This window comes from Ketogulonicigenium vulgare WSH-001, assembly GCF_000223375.1.
In the GTDB taxonomy this organism is placed as follows: domain Bacteria; phylum Pseudomonadota; class Alphaproteobacteria; order Rhodobacterales; family Rhodobacteraceae; genus Ketogulonicigenium; species Ketogulonicigenium vulgare.
The window spans coordinates 450090-474398 of record NC_017384.1 but is presented as its reverse complement, the minus strand read 5'-3'; the positions used below and the strand labels follow the sequence as shown (position 1 = coordinate 474398).

Sequence of the window (24309 nt, the reverse complement as noted above, 5' to 3'; positions counted from 1 at the left end):
CCTGCACTGATGTTGTTTCGCACCAGCTAAAGGCCTGAACCCGCAGGATTCAAGTTGATAATGCGTGATCGGGTCCTAGTGCCCCTGAAGGAAGGCAATCAGATCGGCGCGGTCCTGCGCATTTCGCATCCCGGTATAGGTCATCAGCGTGCCCGGCGCGAACCGGCGCGGGTTCGCAATCAGGGCATTAATGCGGTCAGGTGTCCAAACCGTGACAACCCGCTCCAGCGCGCCGGAATAGGCAAAACCGGGGGCGGTATCGACCGCGCGCCCGACAACACCGGCAAGGCTGGGACCTGTGCGGTTGTCGCCCGCCTCTAGCGAATGGCACATGCGGCACGACCGCCACAGGCTTTCGCCGCGCACCGGATCAGCCGCCTCAAAGATGCGGGCGAATTCAACGGGATCAAGCGGATCGATCCGCGGCCCCGCCCCCGGAACCTCAACAAAATACGCAGGCTCGTCATGGATTGCGCCGACCGAATAGACCGCATCTGCGATGAAACGGATGACCAGCAGCAGCGCGAGCGCCGCGATGATCGACAGCATCAGCGCCGCGGCTGCGCGGGTTTTTGTGCCAAACATGCCGCGCCTCCGCTTTGGTTTTCACGCTGGGCGCATCTATGCCCTTCAAACCCTATTGCGCAAGGTATAGAGGCCATTCACCTGCCCCAAGGACATCACCGGGCAGGCCAAAGGAGGACAGATGACCACGACCTATCGCGGCCGTATCGCCTATCAAGGCGCGCCCGGAGCCTACAGCCACCAAGCCTGTATCGATTCCTGCCCTGATTTTGAGCCTGTCCCCTTTGCCACCTTTGAAGACGCGATCGAGGCCGTGCGCAGCGGCGCCGTCGATCTGGGCATGATCCCGGTCGAGAACTCGACCTATGGCCGCGTCGCGGACGTGCATCAGCTGCTGCCCGAAAGCGGTCTGCATGTGATCGACGAGGCGTTCGTACGCGTCCATGTGAACCTGCTGGCGGTGCCCGGCGCGACGATGGCAGACATCCGCGAGGTGCGCGCCATGCCGGTGTTGCTGGGTCAGGCGCGCGGATTCATTCGCGACAATAACCTCAGCCCCATTGCGTGGTCGGATAATGCGGGCGCGGCGCGCGATGTCGCGGCGCTGGGGGATATCACTGTCGCCGCGATGGCGTCGGAAATCGCGGGCCAGATCACGGGTCTGACGGTGCTGGCCCGTCATGTCGAGGATAACGACCTGAACACGACCCGCTTTTTGGTCATGTCACGCACGCCCGATTATACCCGCCGCGGCACCGGCCCGATGATGACCTGCCTGATCTTTCAGGTGCGCAACATTCCCGCCGCGCTTTACAAAGCGATGGGCGGCTTTGCCACCAATGGCATCAACATGACCAAGCTGGAAAGCTATATGGTCGGCGGCCATTTCACCGCGACGCAATTCTATGCGGAAATCGAGGGCCATCCGGACGACCGTTCCGTCCAACTGGCATTGGAAGAGCTGGGCTATTTCACCAGCCATATGGCGCTGATGGGTGTCTATCCCGCATCCAGCGCCCGTAACTCAGAAACCCGTAACTAAGAAAAAGGCGTCGGCTTAAACGCCGGCGCGCTCCTCGGCGCGGTGCAGGTAATTGCCCACACGTTTATGAACGCGGCTAGAGATCTGGCCACGCGCCAATTTCAGCGATTGCAGCAAAAGCCGCCCGATCAGGGTCGAAGCCCCCATCGTCATCGTAAACGCCGTATCCGTACCGTCACCGGCCGGGGTGGCGAGCAGCACGACTTTACCCTCGACCCCGCCGGTGGTGAACAGAACGCGCATCCGATGCGGTGCCTCAACCTCGGTCACGGTCATCGTCACATCCAAGGTGCGGTCGCGAAAAGGCGCACCAATCTGCCATGTCGCACCAACGCCCGCACCGCGACCCGCGTCAGTGCGCCGAACTGTCGCACCGCCGCGCCGGATCATCTGTTCCAGCAGGTCGGTATCGTTAAGATGTTTGAAGAGGGCATCGGGGCTAACAGCGATATGATCGTTGACAACAAACTCCATGGCCCATTCCTATCTGACATACTTCATGTATCGGTTAACTTATTTGATCTCACCGGTCAGCAACGAATTGCAACAAACATCATTCATCTTTGATCTAATTTGGCGCATCCTCGCCGCAAGATCCTCATAACGAAGGCGAATACCGATGTCCGAACCCGTTCTTTATGGCCATCCCGATTCGGGACATGCCTGCAAAGTGGCCCTCGCGCTAGAGCTGGCCGGCGTCCCCCATCAGCGCATCTGGGTCGATATCTGGGCGGCGCCCGAGACACGCCCGGCGGCCTTTCTGGCGGGCAGCCCCTTTGCCGAAGTGCCGCTGTTGGTGATTGATCAGCAGCCCTATGTCCAATCGGGCGCGATTTTGCTGGAAATCGCGCAGCGCTATCAGGTGCTGGGCGGCGACAGCCATGCGGGCCTGCGCCGCGCGCGCGAGTTGATCGTCTGGGAGGCGAACCGCATCGGCATGTGCCTGCCGCAAATCCACTATGCCGCGAAAGTGCAGAACCAGGGCTTTCCGCCCGGCGCGCTGGATTGGCTGCGGGCCCGCTATCAGGTCGACCGCGCAAATTTTGATCGTTTGCTGGGCGATGCGGCGTTTTTCCACGGCGATGCGCCGGGTGTGGGTGACTGCGCGATTTGGGGCTATACCCAGTGGATCAACCGCATGGGGGTCGAGCCGACGACATCCATGCTGCGCTGGATCGACAATATGCGCGCCCTGCCCGGTATGAAGACGCCCGAATCCTTCTTTCCCAACTAACAAGGACGACCCAATGACCGATACTGTGACCCATGCCTTTAAGGGCGTCGTCTTTGATCTGGATGGCACGCTGACCGATACCGAGGCACAGGCAAATCACGCCGCGATCGCGGTTCTGGCCGATATGGGCGCCGACGTCGATATCGCGATTTTCGAGGCGCTGGCCGGCGTCCATGATGCCGAGCGCCGGGTGATTCTGAACCGCGCGCTGGCTGAACAGGTCTCGCCCGATGCGTTCCTGCTGGCCTGGCGCGCCCGCATCAACGACCTGCGCGAGATCAGCGTCCCCATCAAACCCGACGCGCATGAGGTGCTGACGGCGCTGAAGGCGGCGGGCTATAAACTGGCGCTGGCGACATCCAGCCACCGCGAACAGATGGATGCCAAGCTGGCAAAGGCGGGCCTCGCCGGTTATTTCGACGCGCTGGTGCCGGTGGATGACGTCGCGCACGCCAAGCCCGCGCCCGATCCCTATATCCTTGCGGCAGAACGCCTCGGGCTGAAGCCGGTCGAATGCGTGGCCTTTGAAGATACCGAAGTGGGCGCTGAAGCGGCCTTTACCGCTGGGCTTTTCACCGTCCAAGTGCCTGATATCCAACCCGCCAGCGGAAAATGGGCCAATCTTGTCGCCCCGACTTTGCTGGAAGGGGCGAAAGGCGCAGGGTTGATCTGACCCTTGCGCCCCGCGCATCAGCCGATTATATCGGCCCCTGAGAGGTTGGCGCGGGCAAGCGCCTCGCCAACCCGGTCAGGTCCGGAAGGAAGCAGCCGTAACGAGATCCGTATGGGTCGTGTCCAGCCTCTCACCTTGCAGACCGCCGATGGCTGCCTCTGGATGATATCTCATGGATGACAGCGTTTATAATGGATCGTGCCACTGCGGAACGGTGCGATTCACGGTGCGTTTGCGCGACGGCCTGGCCAGCGCGCGCCGCTGCAATTGCAGCTTTTGCGCCATGCGCGGGGCGGTTGCGGTGTCGGCAAAACTTGCGGATCTCGAGATCCTAGAGGGCCGCGATAACCTGTCGATGTATCAATTTAATACCGGTCAGGCGAAACATTACTTTTGCAAGACCTGCGGGATTTATACCCATCACCAGCGCCGCTCGCGCCCGGGTGAATTTGGCGTCAATCTGGCCTGCATTTCGAAAATGTCGCCCTTTGATCTGCCCGAAGTCCCCGTCCTGAACGGCCGCGACCACCCGCGCGATGGCAATCCCCATCGCAATCCGGTCTATGGCACGCTGATCTTCCGCCGCTCGGACAGCTAAGGCTTTGACGGTGTAAGATGAGCCGTTTTCACATCCGCCAACTGACCCGCCACGATGCCGAATCGTTCCGCCAGCTACGGCTGGAGGGTCTTGCCGCGCATCCCGAGGCTTTTGGCGCCGACCTTGCCGACGAGGCCGCACGGGATCGCGATTTCTTTGCGACCCGGATCGAGACCAGCAAGATCTTTGGCAATTTCCGCTTTGCAACCAAGATGATGGGCAGCATCGGGCTGGCGCAGGGATCAGGCGCGAAAACGCGGCATATTGCGACGATCTGGGGCATGTATGTCCGCCCCGAGATGCGCGGCAGCGGGCTTTCCTCGGCCTTGATGCAGGCGGCGCTGGATAACCTGCCCCCAGATGTGCGGCAGGTGCGGCTGTCGGTTGTCGCCTCGAATGCGGCAGCACTGCGGCTGTACCAGACATTCGGCTTTCGCATCTGGGCACGGGATCAGGGCGCGCTGCGCGTCGGCGACAGATTGCACGACGAGATTTTGATGCGCCGCGAGCGTGCCGATTAACCCATCGGCGCGGTTTACGGCGGGCGCGCGCGGCGTTAGATTAGCCTGATGCTAAAGGAACCCCGCGCATGAGCGATCCGCAAAACTACCGCGTGCTGGCGCGTAAATATCGCCCCGAGACCTTTGCCGATCTGGTCGGTCAGGATGCGATGGTGCGCACGCTAAAGAACGCCTTTGCGGCGGGGCGTATCGCGCAAGCCTTTATTATGACAGGGATTCGCGGCACCGGTAAAACCACGACCGCGCGGATCATTGCCAAGGGGCTGAATTGCATCGGCGTGGATGGCACAGGCGGCCCGACGACCGAGCCTTGCGGCAAATGCGAGCATTGCGTCGCGATCACCGAAGGCCGCCATGTCGATGTGCTGGAAATGGACGCCGCCAGCCGCACCGGCGTCAATGACATCCGCGAAATTATCGACAGCGTCCATTACCGCGCGGCCTCGGCCCGGTATAAAATCTATATCATCGACGAAGTGCATATGCTCTCGACCAGCGCCTTTAACGCGCTGCTCAAAACGCTGGAAGAGCCGCCCGCCCACGTCAAATTCATCTTTGCCACGACCGAGATCCGCAAGGTTCCCGTGACCGTCCTGTCGCGCTGCCAGCGGTTCGACCTGCGCCGGATCGAGCCCGAGGTGATGATCGCCCTGCTGCGCAAGATCGCGGATGCGGAAACAGCCGCGATCACCGATGATGCGCTGGCGTTGATCACCCGCGCGGCCGAGGGGTCAGCCCGCGATGCCACCAGTCTTTTGGATCAGGCCATCAGCCATGGCGCGGGGTCGGACGTCGGCACCACCGCCGATCAAGTGCGCGGTATGCTGGGCCTTGCGGATCGCGGTCGTGTGCTGGACCTGTTCGACATGGTCCTGCGCGGCGATGCGGCAGGTGCGCTTTCCGAACTTTCGGCCCAATATGCCGATGGGGCCGATCCGATGGCGGTGCTACGCGATCTGGCCGAGATTGCGCATTGGCTGTCGGTCATCAAGGTGACCCCCGATGCGGCGGATGATCCGACCATTCCGCCTGATGAACGCCTGCGCGGTACTGAAATGGCGGGCAATCTGCCGATGCGCGTGCTGACCCGCATGTGGCAGATGCTGCTGAAAGCACTGGAAGAAGTGGCGATTGCCCCCAATTCCATGATGGCCGCCGAAATGGCGATCATCCGTTTGACCCATGTCGCCGATCTGCCCAGCCCTGCCGAGCTGGTCGAACGTCTGCGCGATCTGCCCGTGCCGCCCCCCTCCGGCGGTGGCGGTGGCGGCGGCTATCGCGCCGCGCCCGCACCCGGCGGCACAACCCAGGCGCGCGGCGTCCCGATGGCGACCCATTCCGCATCGGGCGGTCCGGTGGCGCAACTTGCCGGCGCGCCCAGTCTGCTCGCGCCCTATGCCACTTTTGAGGCTGTGGTCGAATTGATCCGCGATCAGCGCGACATGCGCCTGCTGGTCGAGGTCGAGGGCACCATGCGCATCGCCCGCTATCAGCCCGGCCGGATCGAGTTTCAGCCGACCCCAAATGCCGCGCCTGATCTGGCCGGTCGCCTTGCCACGCGCCTGCAGAACTGGACCCATGCCCGTTGGGCTGTCATCATCGTGAACGAGGGCGGCGCCCCCACCATCACCGAGGCCCGCGACAGCGCCGAGAATGCCCTGCGCGACCGCGCCGCGCAAAACCCGCTGGTCGCCGCCGTCTTGCGCAACTTTCCGGGCGCGAAAATTGAAGTCACCCCGATCCCCGACAAAATCGCCAGCGCCGCACAGGATGCCCTGCCCGAGGTCGAGGATGAATGGGACCCCTTTGAAGACGATTAAGAGGTAGCAGATGTTTAAAGGTATGGGCGGTCTTGGCGATATGGCCAAGATGATGAAAACCGCGCAGGATATGCAGGAAAAAATGCAGCGCCTGCAAGAGGATCTAGAAAACACCGTGGTCGAGGGCCAATCGGGCGCGGGCCTCGTGCGCGTCAGCGTCACCGCCAAGGGCGAGATCCGCGCGCTGTCGATTGATCCTTCGATCCTGGTCGCCTCGGAAAAGGAAGTGGTCGAGGATCTGATCCTGGCTGCAATCCGCGACGGTCAAAGCCGCGCGGCGGAACGCTCGGCGCAGGAAACCCGCCGCATGGCCGACGGCCTTGGCCTGCCCCCCGATTTCAAGCTGCCGTTCTAAACCGTGGATGACAGCAGCGACATCGCCCGTCTGATCGCGCTGATGGCGCGTGTGCCCGGTCTTGGGCCGCGTTCCGCGCGGCGGGCGGTGTTGCATCTGGTGAAAAAGCGCAGCCAGTTGATGGTGCCGCTTGGCAATGCCATGCAAGCGGTGGCGCAATCAGCGCGCGAATGCCTGAATTGCGGCAATATCAGCACCCATGACATCTGCCCGATCTGCGCAGATACCGCCCGCGCCAACGGCCAGATTTGCGTGGTCGAGGATATTGACGATCTGTGGGCGATGGAACGCACGGGCGCCTTCAAGGGCCGCTATCATGTCCTTGGTGGCACGTTATCCGCCATCGACGCCATCGGCCCCGAGGAGTTGCGCATTCCGCGTCTGGTCGATCGCGTCACGACCGAAAATATTACCGAGGTTATTCTAGCGCTTGGCGCGACCATTGATGGCCAGACCACCGCGCATTACATCGCTGACCACCTCAGCGGCATCATCGTCAGCACCCTTGCCCAAGGCGTGCCCATCGGCGGCGAGCTGGATTATCTGGACGATGGCACGATTGGCGCCGCACTGCGGGCGCGACGCCAATTGTAATTTTTAGATCGTCTGCGTGACCTTCGACAGCGTTTCAGGCGCGTCGGGGTTCATGCCCAGCGACAGCGCAATCTCGCGGATGATCGGGTAAACCACACACAGCAGCAGCGCGGCGGCGGCGGCAGGCACCAGCGCATCAGCCGTAATATCGCTGGCAGCGATGCGGAACACTTTGCCGCCGGTGGCGTTGAAACGCGCCTCGGCCGCGTCGAGGCTGGCTTTTGCGCTCTCCTCGCCGGTGTCCAGAATCAGCACCGTCAGGCCGCGTTTGACCAGTTGCAGCGGGCCGTGCAGCACTTCAGAGGCGGAATAGGCCTCGGCATGCAGCACGCAGGTTTCCTTCAGCTTCAGCGCTACCTCCTGCGCCGCGCCAAAGCCGCAGCCGCGACCGACGACATAGACGTGGTTCGCACCCGCCAGCGCCGCTTGCAGTTCTGCCGCGCGGGCATGGGCGGGGGTGCCGATGGCGGCAAAGGTTGCAGCGGCGGATTTCGCAGCCGGGGCATAGGCCGGCTTTAGCGCCGCCAGCAGCGCCATGGCTGCCGCAACCGAACCCACAACCGATTTCGTCGCAGGCACCGCCAGCTCCGGCCCCGCGCCGATGGGCGAGAGCGCATCTACCGCTGTGCCAACGGGCGAGGCTTCGACGTTGACGATCCCCACCGTCACGGCGCCCGCGGCCTTTGCACCCTTGATCGAGCGCACCAGATCCTCGCTTGCGCCCGATTGCGAGATGCCCAGCGCGATCGCGCCGTCCATCTTGACGCCCGCGCCCAGCGAGAAAATCGACGGCGGCAGCGAGGTCATCGGCAGGCCGGTCTCGCGCATGAATTCATAGGAAATGATCGTCGCCGCCGCGTCGGACGAGCCGCGCGCGATGGTGTAAAAGGCGCTGCGGCCCCCGAAATTGCCGTCAGTCAGGCCCAGCGGGGCCAAAGCGGGGGTCAGGTCGGCTGCTGCAGTGCGGGCGAATGTACCCGGTGCCTCGGCCACTTCGCTGGCCATCAATTCTCCGCTCATGCTTGTCTCCTGCTGGTCGGATGTCGTTGGCCCTTGGTAGGCGATGCGGGGGCCAAGGGAAAGGGCAGTGAATTACTGAGATGTGATAAGTTATTCGATGCGGCAAAAGTTAGGACTGTCTTGCAGTTACCCTTGATTAGGGAATGACCTTTAGGCATCTGCACATCACGTGATATCAATGGGATAGATTATGACCACACTTCGCCTCGCCCTGATCGCCGCCGCATTGGCCACCGCCGTTGCCGCACCGGCCAGCGCCGACCCCAAGCTGGGCCTTGGCCTGACGCTGACCTTTGGCCCGAACCAGACGCTGAACACCGGCGCCAGCCTGCGCCTGTTTTCCGACAACGAAGATGACAGCGTCGTGGGTGCCGTCGGCGTCGATTATATGTTCATGACCAACAGCCTGCGCGCCAGCGTCGGCCCGGCCTATGTGAAGGACGACCTCTTTTTCGACCTGAACGTCGGCTATGACTTTGGCCTGCAAAACGTCAGCTTTGGCGCAGGTATCGGCGCGCTGTCGACCCAAAGCGAACAGCCTGCTGTCGTGCACTATCAATAAAGATTAAGGGGGCCTTTCGGCCCCCTTATTTTATTCCCCGTAGCCCATCGGATTGGCAGATTGCCATTTCCAAACGCTGTCGGTCATATCGCGCAACCCGTATTCGGCGCGCCAGCCCAGCACATTCGCGGCCTTGGTCGCATCGGCACGCATCTCGGCCACATCACCGGGGCGACGGGGCTGCACCGCAAAGGGCAGATCGCGACCGACGCTGGCCGAGAATGCGGCCAGCATTTCCTTGACCGAATAGCCGGTGCCGGTGCCGATGTTAAACGCCTCGGCCCCCTCGCCGTTGAAGTTCAGCGCGGCGACATGGGCGTTGGCCAGATCGACGACATGGATGTAATCGCGCACGCCAGTGCCATCGGGCGTGTCATAATCATCGCCAAACACCGCCAGCTTTTCACGGCGGCCCGTGGCCACCTGTGCCAAGAACGGCATCAGATTGTTCGGAATGCCGACCGGGTCCTCGCCAATCGTGCCACTCGCGTGGGCGCCGACGGGGTTGAAATAGCGCAAGAGGATCGAAGTGCGCCCCGGCGCCGCCTCGGCCCAGGCCGACAGCAGCTTTTCGGCCGTGAATTTGGTCTCGCCGTAGACATTGGTCGGGGCCAGCGGGTGGTCTTCGGTCATCGGCAGGAATTGCGGCTCGCCATAAACCGTGGCCGAGGAGGAGAACACGATCTTATTGCAGCCCGCCGCCTCCATCGCGCGGATCAGCGACAGCGTGCCGGTCACGTTCACATCATAATAATCGACGGGGCGCGTGCGGCTTTCGCCCACGGCCTTCAGCCCGGCAAAGTGGATGACCGCATCGGGACGGAACGCAACCGCCACAGCCGTCAGCGCAGCCGTGTCGCGAATATCGACATCATGCGCCTCGATATGGCCGTTGGTGATCGCGCGCACGCGGTCCAGCGCGATGGGCGAGCTGTTCGCATAGCTGTCGACAACGCAGGTCTCATAGCCCATCGCCGCCAGTTCGACCAATGTATGGCTGCCGATATAACCGGCCCCGCCTGTCACAAGAACGCGCATAAAATTTCTCCTGAAAATCGTCTTTGTCGCTGTTCTAACGACACAATGTGACAGCCCGCCAGCAAATTGCACCATGCTCGGCGCTTTTGGGGTGTTGTAACGCAAGGTGCCGCCGATCTAGGCTGACATCAGGTAACAGGAGAGGCCCATCATGCCAGACAACAGCCCCAACAGCTGGGAAGCGCGCGCTGATCGCTATAACCTCTATGGCTTTACGGATCTGCCAACGGTCGAGGCCCGCGGCGCGGTCGTCGTCACCCATGGCAAAGGGCCCTATATCTTTGACACGGCGGGGCGCAGCTATCTGGATGCGAATTCCGGCCTGTGGAATATGGTTGCGGGCTTTGACCATCAGGGGCTGATCGACGCCGCCAAGGCGCAATATGACCGCTTTCCGGGCTATCATTCCTTCTTTGGCCGCCTATCCGATCAGACGGTGATGCTGTCGGAAAAACTGATAGAGGTCTCGCCCTTTGACCGTGGCCGTGTGCATTACACGAACTCGGGGTCCGAGGCGAATGACACGCTGGTCAAGGCGCTCTGGTTCATGTTCCGCCACGAAGGCCAGCCCGAGCGGCGCAAAATCCTGACCCGCATCAATGCCTATCACGGGGTGACGGCGGTCTCGGCCTCGATGACCGGCAAACCCTATGTCGGCACGTTCGGCCTGCCCCTGCCCGGCTTTATCCACCTGACCTGTCCGCATTACTGGCGCTTTGGCGAAGCTGGCGAGACTGAGGCGCAGTTCACCGCCCGCCTTGCGCGCGAGTTGGAAGATACGATCCTGCGCGAAGGCCCTGAAACCATCGCCGGTTTCTTTGCCGAACCCGTCATGGGCGCGGGCGGCGTCATCCCGCCCTCGGACGGCTATTTCCAGGCGGTACAGCCGATCTTGCGCAAATATGGCATTCCCTTTGTCGCGGATGAGGTGATTACCGGCTTTGGCCGCACGGGCGAGGTTTGGGGCTGTCAGACCTATGATTTCACGCCCGATGCGATCATCTCGTCAAAGAACATCACCGCGGGTCTGTTCCCGATGGGCGCGATCATTCTGGGGCCAGAGCTTGCCGACCGTATCCAGGCGGCCTCTGAGGCGGTCGAGGAATTCCCCCATGGCTTTACCGCCTCGGGCCACCCGGTCGGCTGCGCCGTCGCGCTAAAGGCGATTGATGTCATCCTGAACGAGGGGCTGCTGGAGAATGTCCGTGCCCTGACGCCCCAGTTCGAGGCCGGCCTTGCCCGCCTTGCACAAAAGCCGAACATCGGCGAATGGCGCGGCAAGGGTCTGATGGGCGCGCTAGAGGCCGTTGCGGATAAAGAGACCAAGCGCCCCTTTGATGGCACCCTGTCCGTGTCCGAGCGTATCGCCAATGCCTGCACCGATCAGGGCCTGATCTGCCGCCCGCTGGGACAGTCCATTGTGCTGGCCCCCCCGTTCATCATCACTCCCGCCCAGATGGACGAGATGTTCGACAAGCTGGAAAAGGCGCTGGACAAGGTGTTCGCCGAAGTCGCCTAACAAAAAGCGGCCGCCCTGCTGGAGACAGGACGGCCGCAACGCAATCCGCCCAAGGGATGGACAAAGGGCGAAATGTCATCCCGCGCCGCAAAGGCGCGGCCACGGCAAAGGCAAAGGCAAAGCCTTCATCTGCGTTCTACCAGTTTCCATTGCAATGGTGAACGCCGCATCGCGTCTTTACAACAGACGCATCCACGGCAGATCCGGCCCTTCGGGAACGATGCCCATCGGGTTCAGCGTCTTGATCGAATAATAGCCGCGCTTGATATGGTCGGGGCTGACAGTCGCCGCAACACCCGGCACCGCCAGCACGCGTTCGATATAGGCCGACAGCGCCGGATAGCTGGAGACCTGACGTTTATTCGCCTTGAACAGCCCATAATAGGCCAGATCAAAGCGGATCAGCGTGACAAAGGCGCGGATATCCGTCTCGGTCAGGCGGCTGCCGAACAGGAAAGGGCCGCCGTTTGTCAGCCGATCTTCCAGCGCATCGAGCGCGGTGAACACATCGGCATAGGCATCTTGATAGGCGCCTTGGGTCGTGGCAAAGCCCGCGCGATAAACGCCGTTGTTCAGGCGCGGATAGATCCAATCGTTCAGCGCGTCGATTTCCGTGCGAAGATCTTCGGGGTAAAGGTCGATGCCACCTTTCGCCAGCGCGCCGAAACCGCTGTTCAGCATCCGCACGATATCGGCGGATTCGTTGTTCACGATGGTTTTTGTCTGACGATCCCACAGCACAGGCACGGTGGCGCGGCCGGTGTAGTTCGGGTCGGTTGCGGTATAGATTTCATGGATATAGGTCGCGCCCTGTGCAGTCTCCGTGTCCGCACGGGCGGCGTCCGATAGCCGCCAGCCTTGATTGCCAATCTCGGGCTCCATGACCGAGACGGTGATCACATCCTCGAGCCCTTTCAGCGCGCGGGCGATCAGCGTGCGCGAGGCCCAGGGGCAGATCAGCGCGACGAACAGGTGATAGCGGCCCGCCTCGGCGGGATAGGCGCTGCTGCCATCCGAAGTGATGACATCGCGAAAACCCGAGATTTGGCGCACAAAGCCGCCCTTTGCATCCGTGCTTTGCACCGGCTGCCAGTCAGCGTCCCATTTTCCATTGACCAGCATGTCAGGCGTCCTTCGTCGTCAGGGTAAAGGTGGTATGGCTGGGGTCGGCGACCGTCAGCACCGGCGCGGGTGTCTGCCCAAGGCGGGCCGCAACCGCATCCAGCGTCGCGCGATCTTGCGTCAGCAGTTTCACATCCGACAGGCCCGTCATCGCGCCTGTGCGCGGGGGCGAATTGCGGCTGTTCCAGATGTTCGAGGCCAGATGGTGGTGATAGCCGCCCGAGCCATAGAAAATCGCGCCCGGATAGCGAGTTGTCACATCGAAGCCCAAATCCTTGGCGTAAAAGGTCTCGGCCGCCGACAGCATCGCGGTTTGCAGGTGGACATGGCCGATATAGGTGCCGGCGGGCACACCCGACCAGCGACTGTTACCGGCGCTTTGCACCAGATCCTGCACGTTCAGCGCCTCGGTGAACATCTCGAGGCTGCCGTCCGATTGTTTGGGCCACTGGGCATAGGGGCGGTCGGCATAAATTTCGATGCCGTTGCCCTCGGGGTCGGTCAGATAGATCGCCTCGCTGACGCCATGATCCGAGACGCCGCTGACGGGGATCTGCCCATCAATCGCATGCATCACCCAGCGCGCCAGATCGGCCCGCTGCGGGAACAAGAAGGCATTGTGGAACAGGCCCGCCTGACGCGCGCCGGGGTTCTGCGCGGCCTTATCCCCGCGCAGGGTCAAAAAGGGCGTATCGGCGCCCAAAGTAATCTCGCTGCCATCCGCGCTGAACGTCTCGAGGTTCAGCAGATTGCGGTAGTAATCCGCCATGCCTTGCAGATCCTGCGCGACCAGCGTGACGCCACCCACGAAAATCGGCGCTTGGTTCGAAATGGTCATATTGCACCTATCCAAAGGGCGATCCGCCCGTTGAGGGTTAGATAGACTATTTCTGACTTTGCCTTAAGACACCCGTTTGTGATGATTAAGTTTCCATTTTGGAAACAATCACCAGCCCTTCTCCCAGTCCGGCGTGCCACGGAAATGTCCGGCAAGGAATTCGACAAAGCTGCGCAGCTTCAGCGGCAGGTGACGGCCGGGCGGAAAGACGATGAACAGGCCTACGGGGTCATCCTCGGTCTGGGTCATCAGCGGTACCAATGCGCCGCTTTGGAACATCGGCCCGGCGACAAAGCTGGGGATGCGCGCGATCCCAAGGCCAAGGCTCGCCGCGCGGGCGCAGCTTTCGGCATTCGACAGCACGATGCGCGATTGCACCGGCACCGAGACGCGCCCGCCGGCCGTGTTGAAACGCCACCTTGTCGCATCGGTGAAATTCGCGTCAATCACGCAATCATGGCCCACCAGCGCGGCAGGCTGATCGGGCGTGCCATGCGCGGCCAGATAACCCGGCGATGCGCCCAGCACGATGCGGATATCGGTCAGTTTGCGCGCGATCAGGCTGCTATCAACCGGATGGCCGATGCGGACGGCGGCATCGAACCCCTCGTCCACCAGTGACACCACGCGGTCGGAAAAGCTGATATCCAGCGTAATCTCGGGGTAGGCGCGGGCGAATTCGACCAGAATTGGCGTCAGGGTCGAGACGCCAAAGGTCAGCGGTGCCGTCACCCGCAACCGCCCCGAAGGCCGTCCTGTCGCCTGCCGGACCGAGGCGTCGATCGCCTCGACCTCCTCAACGACGCGGCGCATCCGCTCGACATAGGCCTGCCCCGCCTCGGTCAGCGACAGGGCGCGCGTGGTGCGTGACAGCAGTTGCACGCCCAGATCGCTTTCCAGCCGCGAGATCACCTTTGACGCCTGACCGGGGCTGACGCCGTGCCGCTCGGCCCCGCGGGCAAAGCTGCCAAGGTCGACGACGGAAATCAGCAGGCGGTCTGCGTCAAGGCGGTCCATCAGCGGCCCGCCGCCGCGATCAGACCGGCCAGCGTGGTTGCATCATCGGGTGCGGTGCGGGGGCTGGCGCCCAGTTGGGCCAGCGCGCGGGCATAGGCATCGGCGCGCGGGCCGATCACCACGATATCTTGTCCCAGCCACCAATGTTTCGCACCGGCAAGATCGGCCCCGATCAGCAGCCCCTGCTGCGCAGCGCGGCCAGATGTGGTCGCAAGACGTGACAGCAACTGCTCGGGCCGGGCATAGCCATCGGCGACGGCCGCATCGAAATCGCCACCCTCGCCCTGACCATCGGCCAGAAAGTCGCTGATCTCGCCGGTCAGGCTGGCGCGCAGGCCGATCACCTCGCCCGCGCTGACATGCGCCCAGATCGTGCGGCTGTGGCACAGGCAGATCGCGCCATCCCAATCACCCGCCGCACGCAGCCATCCGATGATCCGCGCCTCGTGCCCCATGGTGACCGCGCCGGTATCGCTTTGGATCAGCGGTGCCAACAGCTTTTGCTGTGCGCCTGCGGCCAGATGCAGCGGGATGGTCGGCACAGGCATCGCGGGCACGCCGCCGATACCGCAGGCGACAATCGGCAGATCGGGCAAGGCCCCGCCATCAAGGGCAAAGGCACGTTGCACCTCGGCCCCGCGCATCTGCCAGCCTTGGCCGCTGAGAGCGTCGATCGCCAGCCAATCGCCGGTCATAATCCGCCGACCTCTTTCAGCAGAGCGACGATCTCCTCGACCCCCTCACCATTCCTAAGGCTGGAGAACAGGAACGGCCGCCCCTGCCGCACGCGGGTCGCGTCGCGTTCCATCACATCCAGCGATGCCCCGACATAGGGCGCAAGATCGGTTTTATTGATGATCAAAATATCGGATCGCGTGATCGCGGGGCCGCCTTTGCGCGGGATCTCCTCGCCCGCGGCGACGTCGATGACATAGATCGTGACATCGGCAAGCTCGGGTGAGAAGGTCGCCGACAGATTGTCGCCGCCGCTTTCGATAATGACCAGATCGAGGTCAGGATGGCGGGCGCGCATCTCGGCCACGGCGGCGAGGTTGATCGAGGCATCCTCGCGGATCGCGGTATGGGGACAGCCGCCAGTCTCGACGCCCATGACGCGGCTTTGCGGCAGGATCTGCAGGCGCATCAGCGCCTCGGCATCTTCCTGCGTATAGATATCATTGGTGATGACGGCCAGCGACAGCTCGTCTTTCAGGCGCTTGGCGAGCGTTGCGGTCAGGGTGGTCTTGCCCGCGCCGACGGGGCCTCCGATGCCGAGTTTCAGCGGGCCGTTCGGGGAGATGGTCATCGACGAGAGTCCTTTATGAGCGGAAGAGGCGCGGCTGCAGCCCCTCGTGCCGCATGGCAGCGATATCGGCAGCAAGGGCGAAACCGCCCAGATCTTGCAACGATGCGCCCGTGTTTTCCAGCGCAACCTGCGCGCAGATCGGTGACAGCGCCTCGATCGCCTGCTGCGCGCGGGTCTGACCCAGCGGCATCAGGCGCTGTGCCCCCTGCACGAGGTTGGTGACAAAGGCTTGCAGATAGACCTGCGCGGCGGGCACCAAGGGCAGCTGCGCCTGCCGCGCCGCCCAGCCGAAAACCACAGGAAACACGGCATCGGGCAGATCATAGCCGCGCACATCGCGGGTGATTTTGGCAAAAGCCGCGCCTTGGCTGCGCGCCTCGAGCAAACGTTCGCGCGCGGGCTGCAAGGCGGCACCATAGGCGGCGGCACCCTGATCGCCGCGATAGGCCGCGCCGATCAGGATCGCATCATTGCGCCCAGCGCCCTGTTCCAGCACCGCCGACAGCCAGGCAATCAGACTGTCCCGGTCCTGCACCTGAGCGTCCGCAATCGCGCTTTCCAGCCCGTGCGAAAAGACGAATGCGCCCACCGGATAGGCGGGCGACAGCCATTGCGTCAGGGTCAGTAGCTGTTCAGTGGTGATGGTCATGGCGATGGGGGCGCAGGTTCGGCACGCCCTCGTGGGAATGATCGTGGTCGTGGTCATCATGGTCGTGGTGATGGTGACCATCCTCGGCCCCCGCAGGGGCGTCGCCCGCCATCAAACCATGCAAGCGGTCATGGCCATCCACATGGGCGTGATCATGCGCCGTGTCGGGGCCATGCGAATGACCCCCATGCGAATGTCCCATCGTGCGTCCGTGGCCATAGGCTCCGCCTTCGGGGCGAAAGGGCTCGCGGATGGATTTCACCGCCGCGCCAAGGCCGCGCAGCATGTCTTGCATCACCTTATCCGCGCGGATCACAAGGCGGTCCATCTCGATCTGGCAGGGCGCGTGGCGGTTGCCGATGTGCCATGCAAGGCGGTGCAGATCGCCCTGCACTTCCAGCAGATCCTCGTCCGCCGCGATGATTGTGACCTGCCGCCCATCGCTGAGGACAAAGGCGTCGCCCTCGTCCAGACCGACCGTTTCGGGCAGATCGACCATGAACGACAGCCCGCTGGCGGTGGTGACGCGCTTGCGCCGGATCAGCCGCTCTTCATAGCTCATCTGGATGAAATCGGCCGGGGTCGCGTCGCTTTGGCGGGCAATATCATGGGCATGCAGGGTCATTGGCGTCTCAGAACAGGAAATAGCGCTGCGCCATCGGCAGGGTCTTGGCTGGCTCGCAGGTCAGCAAGACGCCATCGGCGCGCACCTCATAGGTTTCGGGGTTCACCTCGACCTTGGGGGTCGCGGTGTTCAGCTTGAGATCACGTTTACCAATATTGCGGGTGTTTTGCACGCCAATCAATCTCTTGCCGAGGCCAAGGTTGCGCCCCAGATCCGTCGCGGCGGCGGCGGCAGACACAAAGGTCACCGCATTATGCTCGACGGCCTTGCCAAAGGCGCCGAACATCGGTCGCGTATAGACCGGCTGCGGCGTCGGGATCGAAGCATTGGGATCGCCCATCTGCGCCGCGACAATGCTGCCGCCGATCAGGATCATTTCCGGCTTTACGCCGAAAAACGCCGGGTTCCACAGCACAAGGTCAGCCCGCTTGCCCTCCTCGATCGAGCCGGTCTCATGGCTGATACCATGCGCGATCGCGGGGTTGATCGTGTATTTCGCAATATAGCGGCGGACGCGGAAATTGTCGTTCAGGCCAGTTTCCTCGGGCAGACGGCCACGCTGCACCTTCATCTTATGCGCGGTTTGCCATGTGCGGATGATCACCTCGCCCACGCGGCCCATGGCCTGGCTGTCCGATGCGATGATCGAGAACGCGCCCATGTCGTGCAGGATATCCTCGGCGGCGATGGTCTCGCGGCGGATGCGGCTTTCGGCAAAGGCGACATCCTCGGGGATGGATTTGTCGAGGTGGTGGCACACCATCAACATATCCAGATGCTCCTCCAGCGTGTTCACGGTGAAGGGACGCGTCGGATTGGTCGAGGCGGGCAGGACGTAATCCTCGCCGCAGATCTTGATGATATCGGGGGCATGGCCGCCGCCTGCGCCCTCGGTGTGAAACGCATGGATGGTGCGCCCGGCCATCGCCTTTAGCGTATGTTCGACAAAGCCCGATTCGTTCAGCGTATCGGTGTGGATCATCACCTGCACATCCATCGCATCGGCGACGGTCATACAGGTATTGATCGCCGAAGGCGTCGTGCCCCAATCCTCGTGCAGTTTCAGACAGGCGGCGCCTGCGAGGACCTGTTCCTCCAGCGCGGCGGGCAGGCTGGCGTTGCCCTTGCCCGCGAACATCATATTCATCGGAAAGGCGTCAGCCGCCTGCAACATGCGGGCGATATGCCACGGGCCGGGGGTACAGGTGGTGGCCAAAGTGCCATGCGCGGGGCCGGTGCCGCCGCCGATCATGGTGGTCAGGCCCGAATGGAGCGCATCTTCGATCTGCTGGGGCGCGATGAAATGGATATGGCTGTCGATGCCGCCGGCGGTCAGGATACGCCCCTCGCCCGCGATGGCCTCGGTGCCGGGGCCGATGATGATATCGACGCCCGGTTGCGTGTCGGGATTGCCGGCCTTGCCGATCTTGTGGATGCGACCATCGCGCAGACCGACATCGGCCTTGTAAATACCGGTATGGTCGATGATCAGCGCATTGGTGATGACGGTATCGACCGCCCCGCCCGCACGGGTCACCTGGCTTTGGCCCATGCCGTCGCGGATCACCTTACCGCCGCCGAATTTCACTTCCTCGCCGTAGATCGCCGCATTCGCGCCCGAGCCGCCGCTGACCGCCGCGCCCACGTTCAGCGCGGTCAGGTCACGCTCGACCTCGATCACCAATTCGGTGTCGGCAAGGCGCATCTTGTCGCCCGTCGTCGGGCCATACATCGCGGCGTAATCGGCGCGGGAAATTTTCGTAGACATCTGGCGAACTCCCTAAAGCGGACCGGCGATCAGCGCGTTGAACCCATGCACGATGCGCGCGCCCGACAGCGGGATCAGATGCACATCGCGGCGCTGGCCCGGCTCGAACCGGACAGCGGTGCCCGCGGCGATATCAAGGCGCATGCCGCGCGCGGCGGCGCGGTCGAAATCGAGCGCCGGGTTCACCTCGGCGAAATGGTAATGGCTGCCGACCTGAATGGGCCGGTCACCGGTATTGGCGACCATCAGGGTGATGGCCTCGCGGTCAGCGTTCAGGATCAGATCGCCATCGGCGGGGAAAATCTCTCCGGGTATCATCAGGGCCCCCTGTCAGCGGATCGGGTTATGGACGGTCACGAGTTTCGTGCCATCGGGAAAGGTCGCCTCGACCTGCACGTCATGGATCATCTCGGCGATGCCCTCCATACATTGGGCGCGGGTGATGACATGGGCGCCCGCCTGCATCAGATCCGCGACCGAGCGGCCATCGCGCGCGCCCTCGACCACGAAATCGGTGATCAGGGCAATCGCCTCGGGGTGGTTCAGCTTGACGCCGCGCGACAGGCGGCGGCGGGCCACCTCGGCCGCCATGGAAATCAGCAGCTTATCCTTTTCACGGGGGGTCAGTTGCATGTCAAAGGCTCCAAGTTCGAGGCAGCGGGGCGCGGGTTAAGACTTCTAAAATCGGCACGAGGCTGCGGCGCAGCGCATAGCCGTCTTCGGCTAGAATACGGATAAACAAAACGCCGTCCCGCACAAGGCTGGCCCCCGCCGTGGGCGGCAAAAGCGTGCGAATGCGTAAAAGTTCAGCATCTGCGTCCGGCGCGGCCAGCATGACCTGCGCCATGGCCGTCGCGCCATCGGCGATGCCGATCCGATCGGCCAGATCCTGCACGGGGCCGCGCAAACGCAATGTATCAAGGAAGATCAACTCGCCGCCGCGATGCACCTGCCAGCGGTCGGTCAGATGGGCCGATGTCACCCGCTCGCCCATCGCGCGGCGGCCCAGAATCAGCGGCTCGCACAGGACAACACGCGCGCTAGGGTGCATGTCGATGTGCAAATCGCGGTCCAGCCCCGCGCCGTCAAACAAGATGGTTTCCTGCGGCAGCCAGTGCAGGGTCGCGCCCGCCTCGGCCCGCAGGCGGGTGGTAATGCTGCCGGGGCGGTCGCCCGCGATGCGATAGGCACGCTCGGCGGCCTGTGTGGATAGGGTCAAGGCGGCGCCCGCGCCTGCGACAGCCTCGGTATCAAAGCGGTCGCCGCCGGTGACGCCGCCCGATGTGTTCAGCATGATCGCCAGCACATCGCCGCGTGCGCCATGCGGAAACAGCGCGCGGAACGACCCTTGCTGGCGCAACTCGTCCAGACGCGAGCGCCCCTCCGCATATTTCGCGGTGATCACCAATTGCCCGACCGAGCGGGGCTGTTCATGGGGCAGGCGGGCGGGTTCGTGCAGCATAAGCGGCAAGTTAGGCGAGGCGCGCGCAAAGGAAAAGGGGCGGCAGCGCCGCCCCTGCCCCGTCAGTTCGGGTTATCCATGCGCACAAGGCAGCGCATCGTGCCCTTGCACGTCGCGCCAAAGGTCAGCCGCGCCTGCCGGTTGCCGGTGCCATATTCGACATCGACCAGCGGGCTTTCATAGACCGATCCGCCGTTCGATGTGGTGATCGCGCCCAGCGGGACCAGTGCCTCGACCGTGCGCAGGCGGCCATTGAAGGGCAGGTTCGATCCGCCACTGATCAGCCAAGTACGGCTTTCCGAGGTCTGGCTATGCGTGACGCTGAGGGGGTTGCGCGTCTCGTTCGTCACCGCGTTGAAGACATTGCCGGTGAATTGCACATTGCGGATCCGGCTGAAATCGAGGTCGGCAAACGTGGTATCCACCCGCTCGACCCGCTCGACCGTGCCCGCGATGGTGCGGAACACGTTGTCATTCACCGTCAGCCCCTGAATGTAATGCCCCGCGCCGTAAGGCTTGATCACGATCCAGCTAAACCATGTCGCCACATTCCCGGCGGTGAAATTGTTGCCGGTGATCGTCAGGCCGCTAAAGCTGAACTGATTGCCGAGCGCAGGGCTTGAGGAATGTTCATTGGTCCATTCAATCGAATTGTTGTCGATGTAATTGCCGACAATCGTCATGCGCGGGTTCGGCAGCGTGATGACCAAACCGCCGAACCGGATGCCCGTCCCTTCGGAATCGCCCGCGAAAAAGTGGTTGTTGCTGACGATATTGCCCGATCCTGCCATGACACCGAAATGGCGGAACATCACGGCGCGGTTGTCGCGCAATTTCAAGTCGTTGGCGTTGGTGTTGAACCCGATGGACACACGGCTGCTGACCGGCAAATGCTGCTCGGCCGACAGGAACTGACAGCGGTCGATCAATAGGCCCTGACAGCCCCGCCCGATGGATGTGATGCCGCGATCTTGCGGGCGGGTGAAGAAACAGTCGCGGATATGAAACGCAACGCCCCCGCGCGCCAACATCACGCCGCTGGCGCGCGACAGACATTGAAAGTCGATATCCGACAGCACCACCTGCGTCAGCGTCTCGTAGCCCGAGAAATCCAGCAGATATTTGAACCGCGTAAAGGTAAATTGCTGCGTGCCCTCGGCGTCATATAGCTCGGCGGAAAGCGTCAGGGAATTGTTGGCGGGATTCACCTCGGTCACATAGACCTCGCGCCCGACGCCCGCGCCGGTGACCAGACTGCCACGCTGGATCGCGCCAATCGCGGCGATGCCGGTCAGTTGGGTCGGATTGGCGGCAGAATAGGTCGCCTGCGCGGTGATCACATCGGACAGCCATGCCGTGCCCTCATCCGGTTGGAAACAGCCGTTGCGGATCACGCGGCGCTGCGCGAATGTGGTGCGCGAGGGGTCACAGGCCTGCATATCCAAGGGCCGCGTCAGCGTCACGCGCCGCCCGCCCATATCCAGCCCCTCGTGATCCGCGTTATTCAGCAGCGCCTGCCAGGCCTTGCGAAAGGCCTGTTCCTCGTCGCCAAAGGCATCGACATAAGACGGCAGGTCGAAATTGCTTTGCAGGATAAAGCGGCGGGCGTCGGGGACAATTACTTTACCTTCAAACCGGACGCGGCTTTGCAAGGTGACATCAGCATCCAGAAAATAGCTGCCCGCAGGGACAAAGACCTCGCGACCCGCAGCGGCGGCATCGGCGGCGGCAAAGGCGGGCGCGTCGTTCGTCACGCCATCGCCGCGCGCGCCGTAATCGCGCACATCAACCTGCGCCAGCATGTCGCGCAGAAAGACATGGGTGATATCCTCGATCTCGATATCATCGATGCGCAGGATCGCGCCATTGGGGCCGGTAAAGTTGATACCGAAATAACCATAGGCGGCACTGGGCCAATACATGTTCACGCCGCCGCGCAGGCCGGTGCCGACGATGGCCGAGACCTCGACCACCTGACCATAGGCCGTCAATTGCGTGGGGGCCGCGGTGACCGTCAGGCCCGATATCGCCCCGCCCGAGCCGTTCGTCGGATAGCCCGCGATCTGCACCGCAGGCAGCGCGCCCGCGATGGCCTTGACCCGTGCTTTGATCCGCAAATAAAGGCCGGGCAGCATGGGCGTTGCGACCATATAGCGGATTTTCTGGGTGGCGGTGGTTTTCTGGATTTCCAAGGCCGCGCCGAAATCCTGATCGGCAGGGACAAAGCTGCCCGCGCCCGACATGGCATAGGTATCAGACCCCGGCACCCCGTCGCCGCGCGACCATTGCCCCAGGCCCGCCGCAAAGCTTGCGGGCATCAGCACCAGCCCGTCCGTGATCACCTTATTCATCGCTTGCCCCCTCTAGCGGTTCGGGCAAGTCTTTAGGCAGCACGGGTTGACAACGCGCAGCAGCACCGCGCGTTGTCATGCGTGTTTAAGCGACCAGATCGCCCGCCAGCGCGCGCTCGATCAGGGCAATCGTCTCATTCACGCCGTAAAGCGCGATGAAACCGCCAAAGCGCGGGCCCTCGGATGCGCCCAGCAGCACTTCGTAAAGCGCCTTGAACCAGTCACGCAGCGGTTGGAATTCATGCTTATTGCCGATGGCGAACACAAGGTTCTGCAGCGCTTCGGCATCCGCGCCGCCTTGCCAGACGCGCAGCTCGGCCAGCAGGTCTTCCAGCGCGGCGCGCTCGGGCTCGGTCGGCAGGCGGAAGACTTTGGTCGGCTTCACCTTGTCATTGTAATAGCGCACCGCGAATGCGGCGGCGGCATCCATGCCGGGGTTCTGCTCGGGGCTCGCCTCGGGCACATAGCGGGCGATAAAGCCCCACAGCGTCTCTTTGGTCTCGGCGCTGGACACGGAGGCCAGGTTCAACAGCATCGCAAACGGGATCACCATATCCGAGGCCGGCACATTGCCGCGATGGATGTGATAGACCGGGTTGTTCAACTGCGCCGCCGCATCTTGCGTGGCATAACCGCGCAGTTGTTGATGGTACTCATCCACCGCCTTCGGGATCACGTCAAAATGCATCCGCTTGGCGGTTTTCGGCTTTTGATACATGAAATACGACAGGCTCTCGCTGGAGGCGTAGTGCAGCCATTCGTCGATGGTCAGGCCGTTGCCCTTGGATTTGCTGATCTTTTGACCCAGCTCGTCCAGGAACAGCTCATAGGTGAAATGGTTCGGCGCGCGGCCGCCCAGCGTGCGACAGATGCCGTCATAGATCGGCGTATTGGTCGCGTGATCCTTGCCATACATCTCGAAATCGACGCCCAGCGCCGCCCAGCGCGCGCCAAAGTCCGGCTTCCACTGCAGTTTCACATTGCCGCCGGTGACGGGCAGCGTCCATTCGCGGCCGGTTTCGTCGTCAAAGGTGATCGTGTAATCCTTGGCGTTCACCTCTTTCATCGGAACATACAACACGCGGCCGGTTTCGGGATGGATCGGCAAGAAGGCGGAATAGGTCTGCTGACGCTCTTCGCGCAGGGATTTCAGCATGATGGCCATGATGTCGTCATAGCGCTCGACCATCAGGCGCAGGGTCGGATCGAACTGGCCCGAGCCATAGAATTCGGTGGCCGAGTAGAATTCATACTCGAACCCGAATGTGTCCAAAAAGCGGCGCAGCATGGCGTTGTTATGTGCGCCAAAGCTGTCGTATTCGCCGAACGGATCGGGCACCGATGTCAGCGGCTTTTGGATATTGGCGTAAAGCATCTCTTGGTTCGGCACGTTTTCCGGCACTTTGCGCATGCCATCGAGGTCGTCCGAAAAACAGATCAGGCGCGTCGGGATGTCGGAAATCACCTCAAAGGCACGGCGGATCATCGTCGTGCGTAGCACTTCGCCAAAAGTGCCGATATGCGGCAGACCCGAAGGGCCATAGCCGGTCTCAAAAAGCACGTAGCCCTTTTCCGGCGGCGCCTTTTCATAACGTTTGAGCAGCGCGCGCGCTTCTTCAAAGGGCCAAGCCTTGCTTTGCATCGCGACGTCGCGCAGATCAGACATCTTT

General features: G+C 62.6%; 27 protein-coding genes and 1 other RNA gene. 11 read left to right on the top strand and 17 right to left on the bottom strand.

Features of this window, described 5'->3' with window-relative positions:
• Window positions 1-75: 75 nt before the first annotated feature.
• Window positions 76-585 carry a c-type cytochrome gene (locus KVU_RS02275; protein ID WP_013383697.1) on the bottom strand — a complete coding sequence of 170 codons (510 nt, stop codon included), beginning with the start codon at window positions 583-585 and terminating at the stop codon, window positions 76-78.
• Window positions 586-706: 121 nt separating this feature from the next.
• Here KVU_RS02275 and KVU_RS02270 point away from each other — a divergent pair, with 121 nt between their 5' ends.
• Window positions 707-1567 (top strand): prephenate dehydratase, encoded by an 861-nt coding sequence (locus tag KVU_RS02270; protein ID WP_013383696.1) that lies wholly within the window; start codon window positions 707-709, stop codon window positions 1565-1567.
• A gap of 15 nt (window positions 1568-1582) precedes the next feature.
• On the opposite strand, the gene KVU_RS02265 is transcribed toward KVU_RS02270, so the two are convergent.
• Window positions 1583-2041: an SRPBCC family protein gene (locus tag KVU_RS02265; RefSeq protein ID WP_013383695.1), complete on the bottom strand. Its 459-nt coding sequence runs from the start codon at window positions 2039-2041 to the stop codon at window positions 1583-1585.
• Window positions 2042-2186: 145 nt separating this feature from the next.
• On the opposite strand from KVU_RS02265, the gene KVU_RS02260 reads away from it, so the two are divergent.
• From KVU_RS02260 to recR, 8 genes are all read left to right on the top strand, one after another.
• A complete protein-coding gene (locus tag KVU_RS02260) occupies window positions 2187-2801 on the top strand; it encodes a glutathione S-transferase family protein (protein WP_013383694.1) in 615 nt (204 codons plus the stop codon).
• A gap of 13 nt (window positions 2802-2814) precedes the next feature.
• Window positions 2815-3474, top strand: coding sequence for an HAD family hydrolase (locus tag KVU_RS02255; RefSeq protein WP_013383693.1), 660 nt, complete (start codon window positions 2815-2817; stop codon window positions 3472-3474).
• A 38-nt stretch (window positions 3475-3512) separates the two neighbouring features.
• Window positions 3513-3610: signal recognition particle sRNA small type (ffs, locus tag KVU_RS02250), an RNA gene on the top strand.
• A 36-nt stretch (window positions 3611-3646) separates the two neighbouring features.
• On the top strand, window positions 3647-4072 hold the full coding sequence (locus KVU_RS02245; RefSeq protein ID WP_013383692.1) for a GFA family protein: 426 nt from the start codon (window positions 3647-3649) through the stop codon (window positions 4070-4072).
• A 17-nt stretch (window positions 4073-4089) separates the two neighbouring features.
• A complete protein-coding gene (locus tag KVU_RS02240; protein WP_013383691.1) occupies window positions 4090-4593 on the top strand; it encodes a GNAT family N-acetyltransferase in 504 nt (167 codons plus the stop codon).
• Between the two features lie 68 nt (window positions 4594-4661).
• On the top strand, window positions 4662-6413 hold the full coding sequence (locus tag KVU_RS02235; protein ID WP_013383690.1) for a DNA polymerase III subunit gamma/tau: 1752 nt from the start codon (window positions 4662-4664) through the stop codon (window positions 6411-6413).
• 10 nt (window positions 6414-6423) lie between these two features.
• The gene (locus KVU_RS02230) at window positions 6424-6768 is read left to right on the top strand and encodes a YbaB/EbfC family nucleoid-associated protein (RefSeq protein ID WP_013383689.1); all 345 of its coding nucleotides are present in this window, start codon (window positions 6424-6426) and stop codon (window positions 6766-6768) included.
• Between the two features lie 3 nt (window positions 6769-6771).
• Window positions 6772-7362, top strand: a complete 591-nt coding sequence (gene recR, locus KVU_RS02225) for a recombination mediator RecR (RefSeq protein WP_013383688.1) — start codon at window positions 6772-6774, stop codon at window positions 7360-7362.
• Between the two features lie 3 nt (window positions 7363-7365).
• Here the strand turns inward: recR and KVU_RS02220 are convergent, their stop codons facing one another.
• Window positions 7366-8382, bottom strand: a complete 1017-nt coding sequence (locus KVU_RS02220; protein WP_013383687.1) for an SIS domain-containing protein — start codon at window positions 8380-8382, stop codon at window positions 7366-7368.
• Window positions 8383-8572: 190 nt separating this feature from the next.
• Here KVU_RS02220 and KVU_RS02215 point away from each other — a divergent pair, with 190 nt between their 5' ends.
• Entirely contained in the window at window positions 8573-8944 is a 372-nt protein-coding gene (locus KVU_RS02215; protein WP_013383686.1) for a hypothetical protein, read from the top strand.
• A gap of 30 nt (window positions 8945-8974) precedes the next feature.
• On the opposite strand, the gene galE is transcribed toward KVU_RS02215, so the two are convergent.
• Window positions 8975-9982 (bottom strand): UDP-glucose 4-epimerase GalE, encoded by a 1008-nt coding sequence (gene galE / locus KVU_RS02210; RefSeq protein ID WP_013383685.1) that lies wholly within the window; start codon window positions 9980-9982, stop codon window positions 8975-8977.
• A gap of 151 nt (window positions 9983-10133) precedes the next feature.
• On the opposite strand from galE, the gene KVU_RS02205 reads away from it, so the two are divergent.
• A complete protein-coding gene (locus KVU_RS02205) occupies window positions 10134-11501 on the top strand; it encodes an aminotransferase (protein WP_013383684.1) in 1368 nt (455 codons plus the stop codon).
• 177 nt (window positions 11502-11678) lie between these two features.
• Here the strand turns inward: KVU_RS02205 and KVU_RS02200 are convergent, their stop codons facing one another.
• From KVU_RS02200 to KVU_RS02140, 13 genes are all read right to left on the bottom strand, one after another.
• Window positions 11679-12623, bottom strand: a complete 945-nt coding sequence (locus KVU_RS02200) for a glutathione S-transferase family protein (protein WP_013383683.1) — start codon at window positions 12621-12623, stop codon at window positions 11679-11681.
• A 1-nt stretch (window position 12624) separates the two neighbouring features.
• Entirely contained in the window at window positions 12625-13461 is an 837-nt protein-coding gene (locus KVU_RS02195; protein WP_013383682.1) for a VOC family protein, read from the bottom strand.
• 108 nt (window positions 13462-13569) lie between these two features.
• Window positions 13570-14478, bottom strand: coding sequence for a LysR family transcriptional regulator (locus tag KVU_RS02190; RefSeq protein WP_013383681.1), 909 nt, complete (start codon window positions 14476-14478; stop codon window positions 13570-13572).
• Window positions 14478-15173: a 2-dehydro-3-deoxygalactonokinase gene (locus KVU_RS02185; protein WP_013383680.1), complete on the bottom strand. Its 696-nt coding sequence runs from the start codon at window positions 15171-15173 to the stop codon at window positions 14478-14480. The genes KVU_RS02190 and KVU_RS02185 overlap by 1 nt, the downstream gene beginning before the upstream one ends.
• Window positions 15170-15784 (bottom strand): urease accessory protein UreG, encoded by a 615-nt coding sequence (gene ureG / locus KVU_RS02180; protein ID WP_014537530.1) that lies wholly within the window; start codon window positions 15782-15784, stop codon window positions 15170-15172. Before ureG ends, KVU_RS02185 begins: the two co-directional genes overlap by 4 nt.
• A gap of 13 nt (window positions 15785-15797) precedes the next feature.
• Window positions 15798-16514 (bottom strand): urease accessory protein UreF, encoded by a 717-nt coding sequence (locus KVU_RS02175; RefSeq protein ID WP_236953136.1) that lies wholly within the window; start codon window positions 16512-16514, stop codon window positions 15798-15800.
• On the bottom strand, window positions 16417-17058 hold the full coding sequence (locus KVU_RS02170) for an urease accessory protein UreE (protein WP_014537528.1): 642 nt from the start codon (window positions 17056-17058) through the stop codon (window positions 16417-16419). Before KVU_RS02170 ends, KVU_RS02175 begins: the two co-directional genes overlap by 98 nt.
• A 7-nt stretch (window positions 17059-17065) precedes the next feature.
• Window positions 17066-18826 carry an urease subunit alpha gene (ureC, locus tag KVU_RS02165; protein ID WP_014537527.1) on the bottom strand — a complete coding sequence of 587 codons (1761 nt, stop codon included), beginning with the start codon at window positions 18824-18826 and terminating at the stop codon, window positions 17066-17068.
• A gap of 12 nt (window positions 18827-18838) precedes the next feature.
• Window positions 18839-19144 (bottom strand): urease subunit beta, encoded by a 306-nt coding sequence (locus KVU_RS02160; protein ID WP_013383676.1) that lies wholly within the window; start codon window positions 19142-19144, stop codon window positions 18839-18841.
• Between the two features lie 12 nt (window positions 19145-19156).
• Complete coding sequence (locus KVU_RS02155; protein ID WP_013383675.1) at window positions 19157-19459, bottom strand: urease subunit gamma; 303 nt, start codon at window positions 19457-19459, stop codon at window positions 19157-19159.
• Between the two features lies 1 nt (window position 19460).
• Window positions 19461-20288: an urease accessory protein UreD gene (locus KVU_RS02150; RefSeq protein ID WP_014537526.1), complete on the bottom strand. Its 828-nt coding sequence runs from the start codon at window positions 20286-20288 to the stop codon at window positions 19461-19463.
• A gap of 62 nt (window positions 20289-20350) precedes the next feature.
• Window positions 20351-22639, bottom strand: a complete 2289-nt coding sequence (locus KVU_RS02145; RefSeq protein WP_013383673.1) for a glycosyl hydrolase family 28-related protein — start codon at window positions 22637-22639, stop codon at window positions 20351-20353.
• Between the two features lie 85 nt (window positions 22640-22724).
• Window positions 22725-24305 (bottom strand): lysine--tRNA ligase, encoded by a 1581-nt coding sequence (locus tag KVU_RS02140; protein ID WP_044008131.1) that lies wholly within the window; start codon window positions 24303-24305, stop codon window positions 22725-22727.
• Window positions 24306-24309: the final 4 nt, after the last annotated feature.

Bases quoted from the DNA above. Each gene is read 5' to 3' on its own strand.
- KVU_RS02275 (WP_013383697.1), bottom strand. From the start codon at position 585: ATGTTTGGCACAAAAACCCGCGCAGCCGCGGCGCTGATGCTGTCGATC.
- KVU_RS02265 (WP_013383695.1), bottom strand. From the start codon at position 2,041: ATGGAGTTTGTTGTCAACGATCATATCGCTGTTAGCCCCGATGCCCTC.
- KVU_RS02270 (WP_013383696.1), top strand. From the start codon at position 707: ATGACCACGACCTATCGCGGCCGTATCGCCTATCAAGGCGCGCCCGGA.
- KVU_RS02245 (WP_013383692.1), top strand. From the start codon at position 3,647: ATGGATGACAGCGTTTATAATGGATCGTGCCACTGCGGAACGGTGCGA.
- KVU_RS02235 (WP_013383690.1), top strand. From the start codon at position 4,662: ATGAGCGATCCGCAAAACTACCGCGTGCTGGCGCGTAAATATCGCCCC.
- KVU_RS02150 (WP_014537526.1), bottom strand. From the start codon at position 20,288: ATGCTGCACGAACCCGCCCGCCTGCCCCATGAACAGCCCCGCTCGGTC.
- KVU_RS02215 (WP_013383686.1), top strand. From the start codon at position 8,573: ATGACCACACTTCGCCTCGCCCTGATCGCCGCCGCATTGGCCACCGCC.
- KVU_RS02145 (WP_013383673.1), bottom strand. From the start codon at position 22,639: ATGAATAAGGTGATCACGGACGGGCTGGTGCTGATGCCCGCAAGCTTT.
- KVU_RS02230 (WP_013383689.1), top strand. From the start codon at position 6,424: ATGTTTAAAGGTATGGGCGGTCTTGGCGATATGGCCAAGATGATGAAA.
- KVU_RS02185 (WP_013383680.1), bottom strand. From the start codon at position 15,173: ATGACCGGCGATTGGCTGGCGATCGACGCTCTCAGCGGCCAAGGCTGG.
- KVU_RS02155 (WP_013383675.1), bottom strand. From the start codon at position 19,459: ATGCAACTGACCCCCCGTGAAAAGGATAAGCTGCTGATTTCCATGGCG.
- KVU_RS02260 (WP_013383694.1), top strand. From the start codon at position 2,187: ATGTCCGAACCCGTTCTTTATGGCCATCCCGATTCGGGACATGCCTGC.
- KVU_RS02170 (WP_014537528.1), bottom strand. From the start codon at position 17,058: ATGACCCTGCATGCCCATGATATTGCCCGCCAAAGCGACGCGACCCCG.
- ureC (WP_014537527.1), bottom strand. From the start codon at position 18,826: ATGTCTACGAAAATTTCCCGCGCCGATTACGCCGCGATGTATGGCCCG.
- KVU_RS02240 (WP_013383691.1), top strand. From the start codon at position 4,090: ATGAGCCGTTTTCACATCCGCCAACTGACCCGCCACGATGCCGAATCG.
- KVU_RS02175 (WP_236953136.1), bottom strand. From the start codon at position 16,514: ATGGTCACCATCACCACGACCATGATGACCACGACCACGATCATTCCC.
- KVU_RS02205 (WP_013383684.1), top strand. From the start codon at position 10,134: ATGCCAGACAACAGCCCCAACAGCTGGGAAGCGCGCGCTGATCGCTAT.
- KVU_RS02200 (WP_013383683.1), bottom strand. From the start codon at position 12,623: ATGCTGGTCAATGGAAAATGGGACGCTGACTGGCAGCCGGTGCAAAGC.
- KVU_RS02195 (WP_013383682.1), bottom strand. From the start codon at position 13,461: ATGACCATTTCGAACCAAGCGCCGATTTTCGTGGGTGGCGTCACGCTG.
- KVU_RS02255 (WP_013383693.1), top strand. From the start codon at position 2,815: ATGACCGATACTGTGACCCATGCCTTTAAGGGCGTCGTCTTTGATCTG.
- KVU_RS02220 (WP_013383687.1), bottom strand. From the start codon at position 8,382: ATGAGCGGAGAATTGATGGCCAGCGAAGTGGCCGAGGCACCGGGTACA.
- KVU_RS02140 (WP_044008131.1), bottom strand. From the start codon at position 24,305: ATGTCTGATCTGCGCGACGTCGCGATGCAAAGCAAGGCTTGGCCCTTT.
- KVU_RS02190 (WP_013383681.1), bottom strand. From the start codon at position 14,478: ATGGACCGCCTTGACGCAGACCGCCTGCTGATTTCCGTCGTCGACCTT.
- KVU_RS02160 (WP_013383676.1), bottom strand. From the start codon at position 19,144: ATGATACCCGGAGAGATTTTCCCCGCCGATGGCGATCTGATCCTGAAC.
- ureG (WP_014537530.1), bottom strand. From the start codon at position 15,784: ATGACCATCTCCCCGAACGGCCCGCTGAAACTCGGCATCGGAGGCCCC.
- galE (WP_013383685.1), bottom strand. From the start codon at position 9,982: ATGCGCGTTCTTGTGACAGGCGGGGCCGGTTATATCGGCAGCCATACA.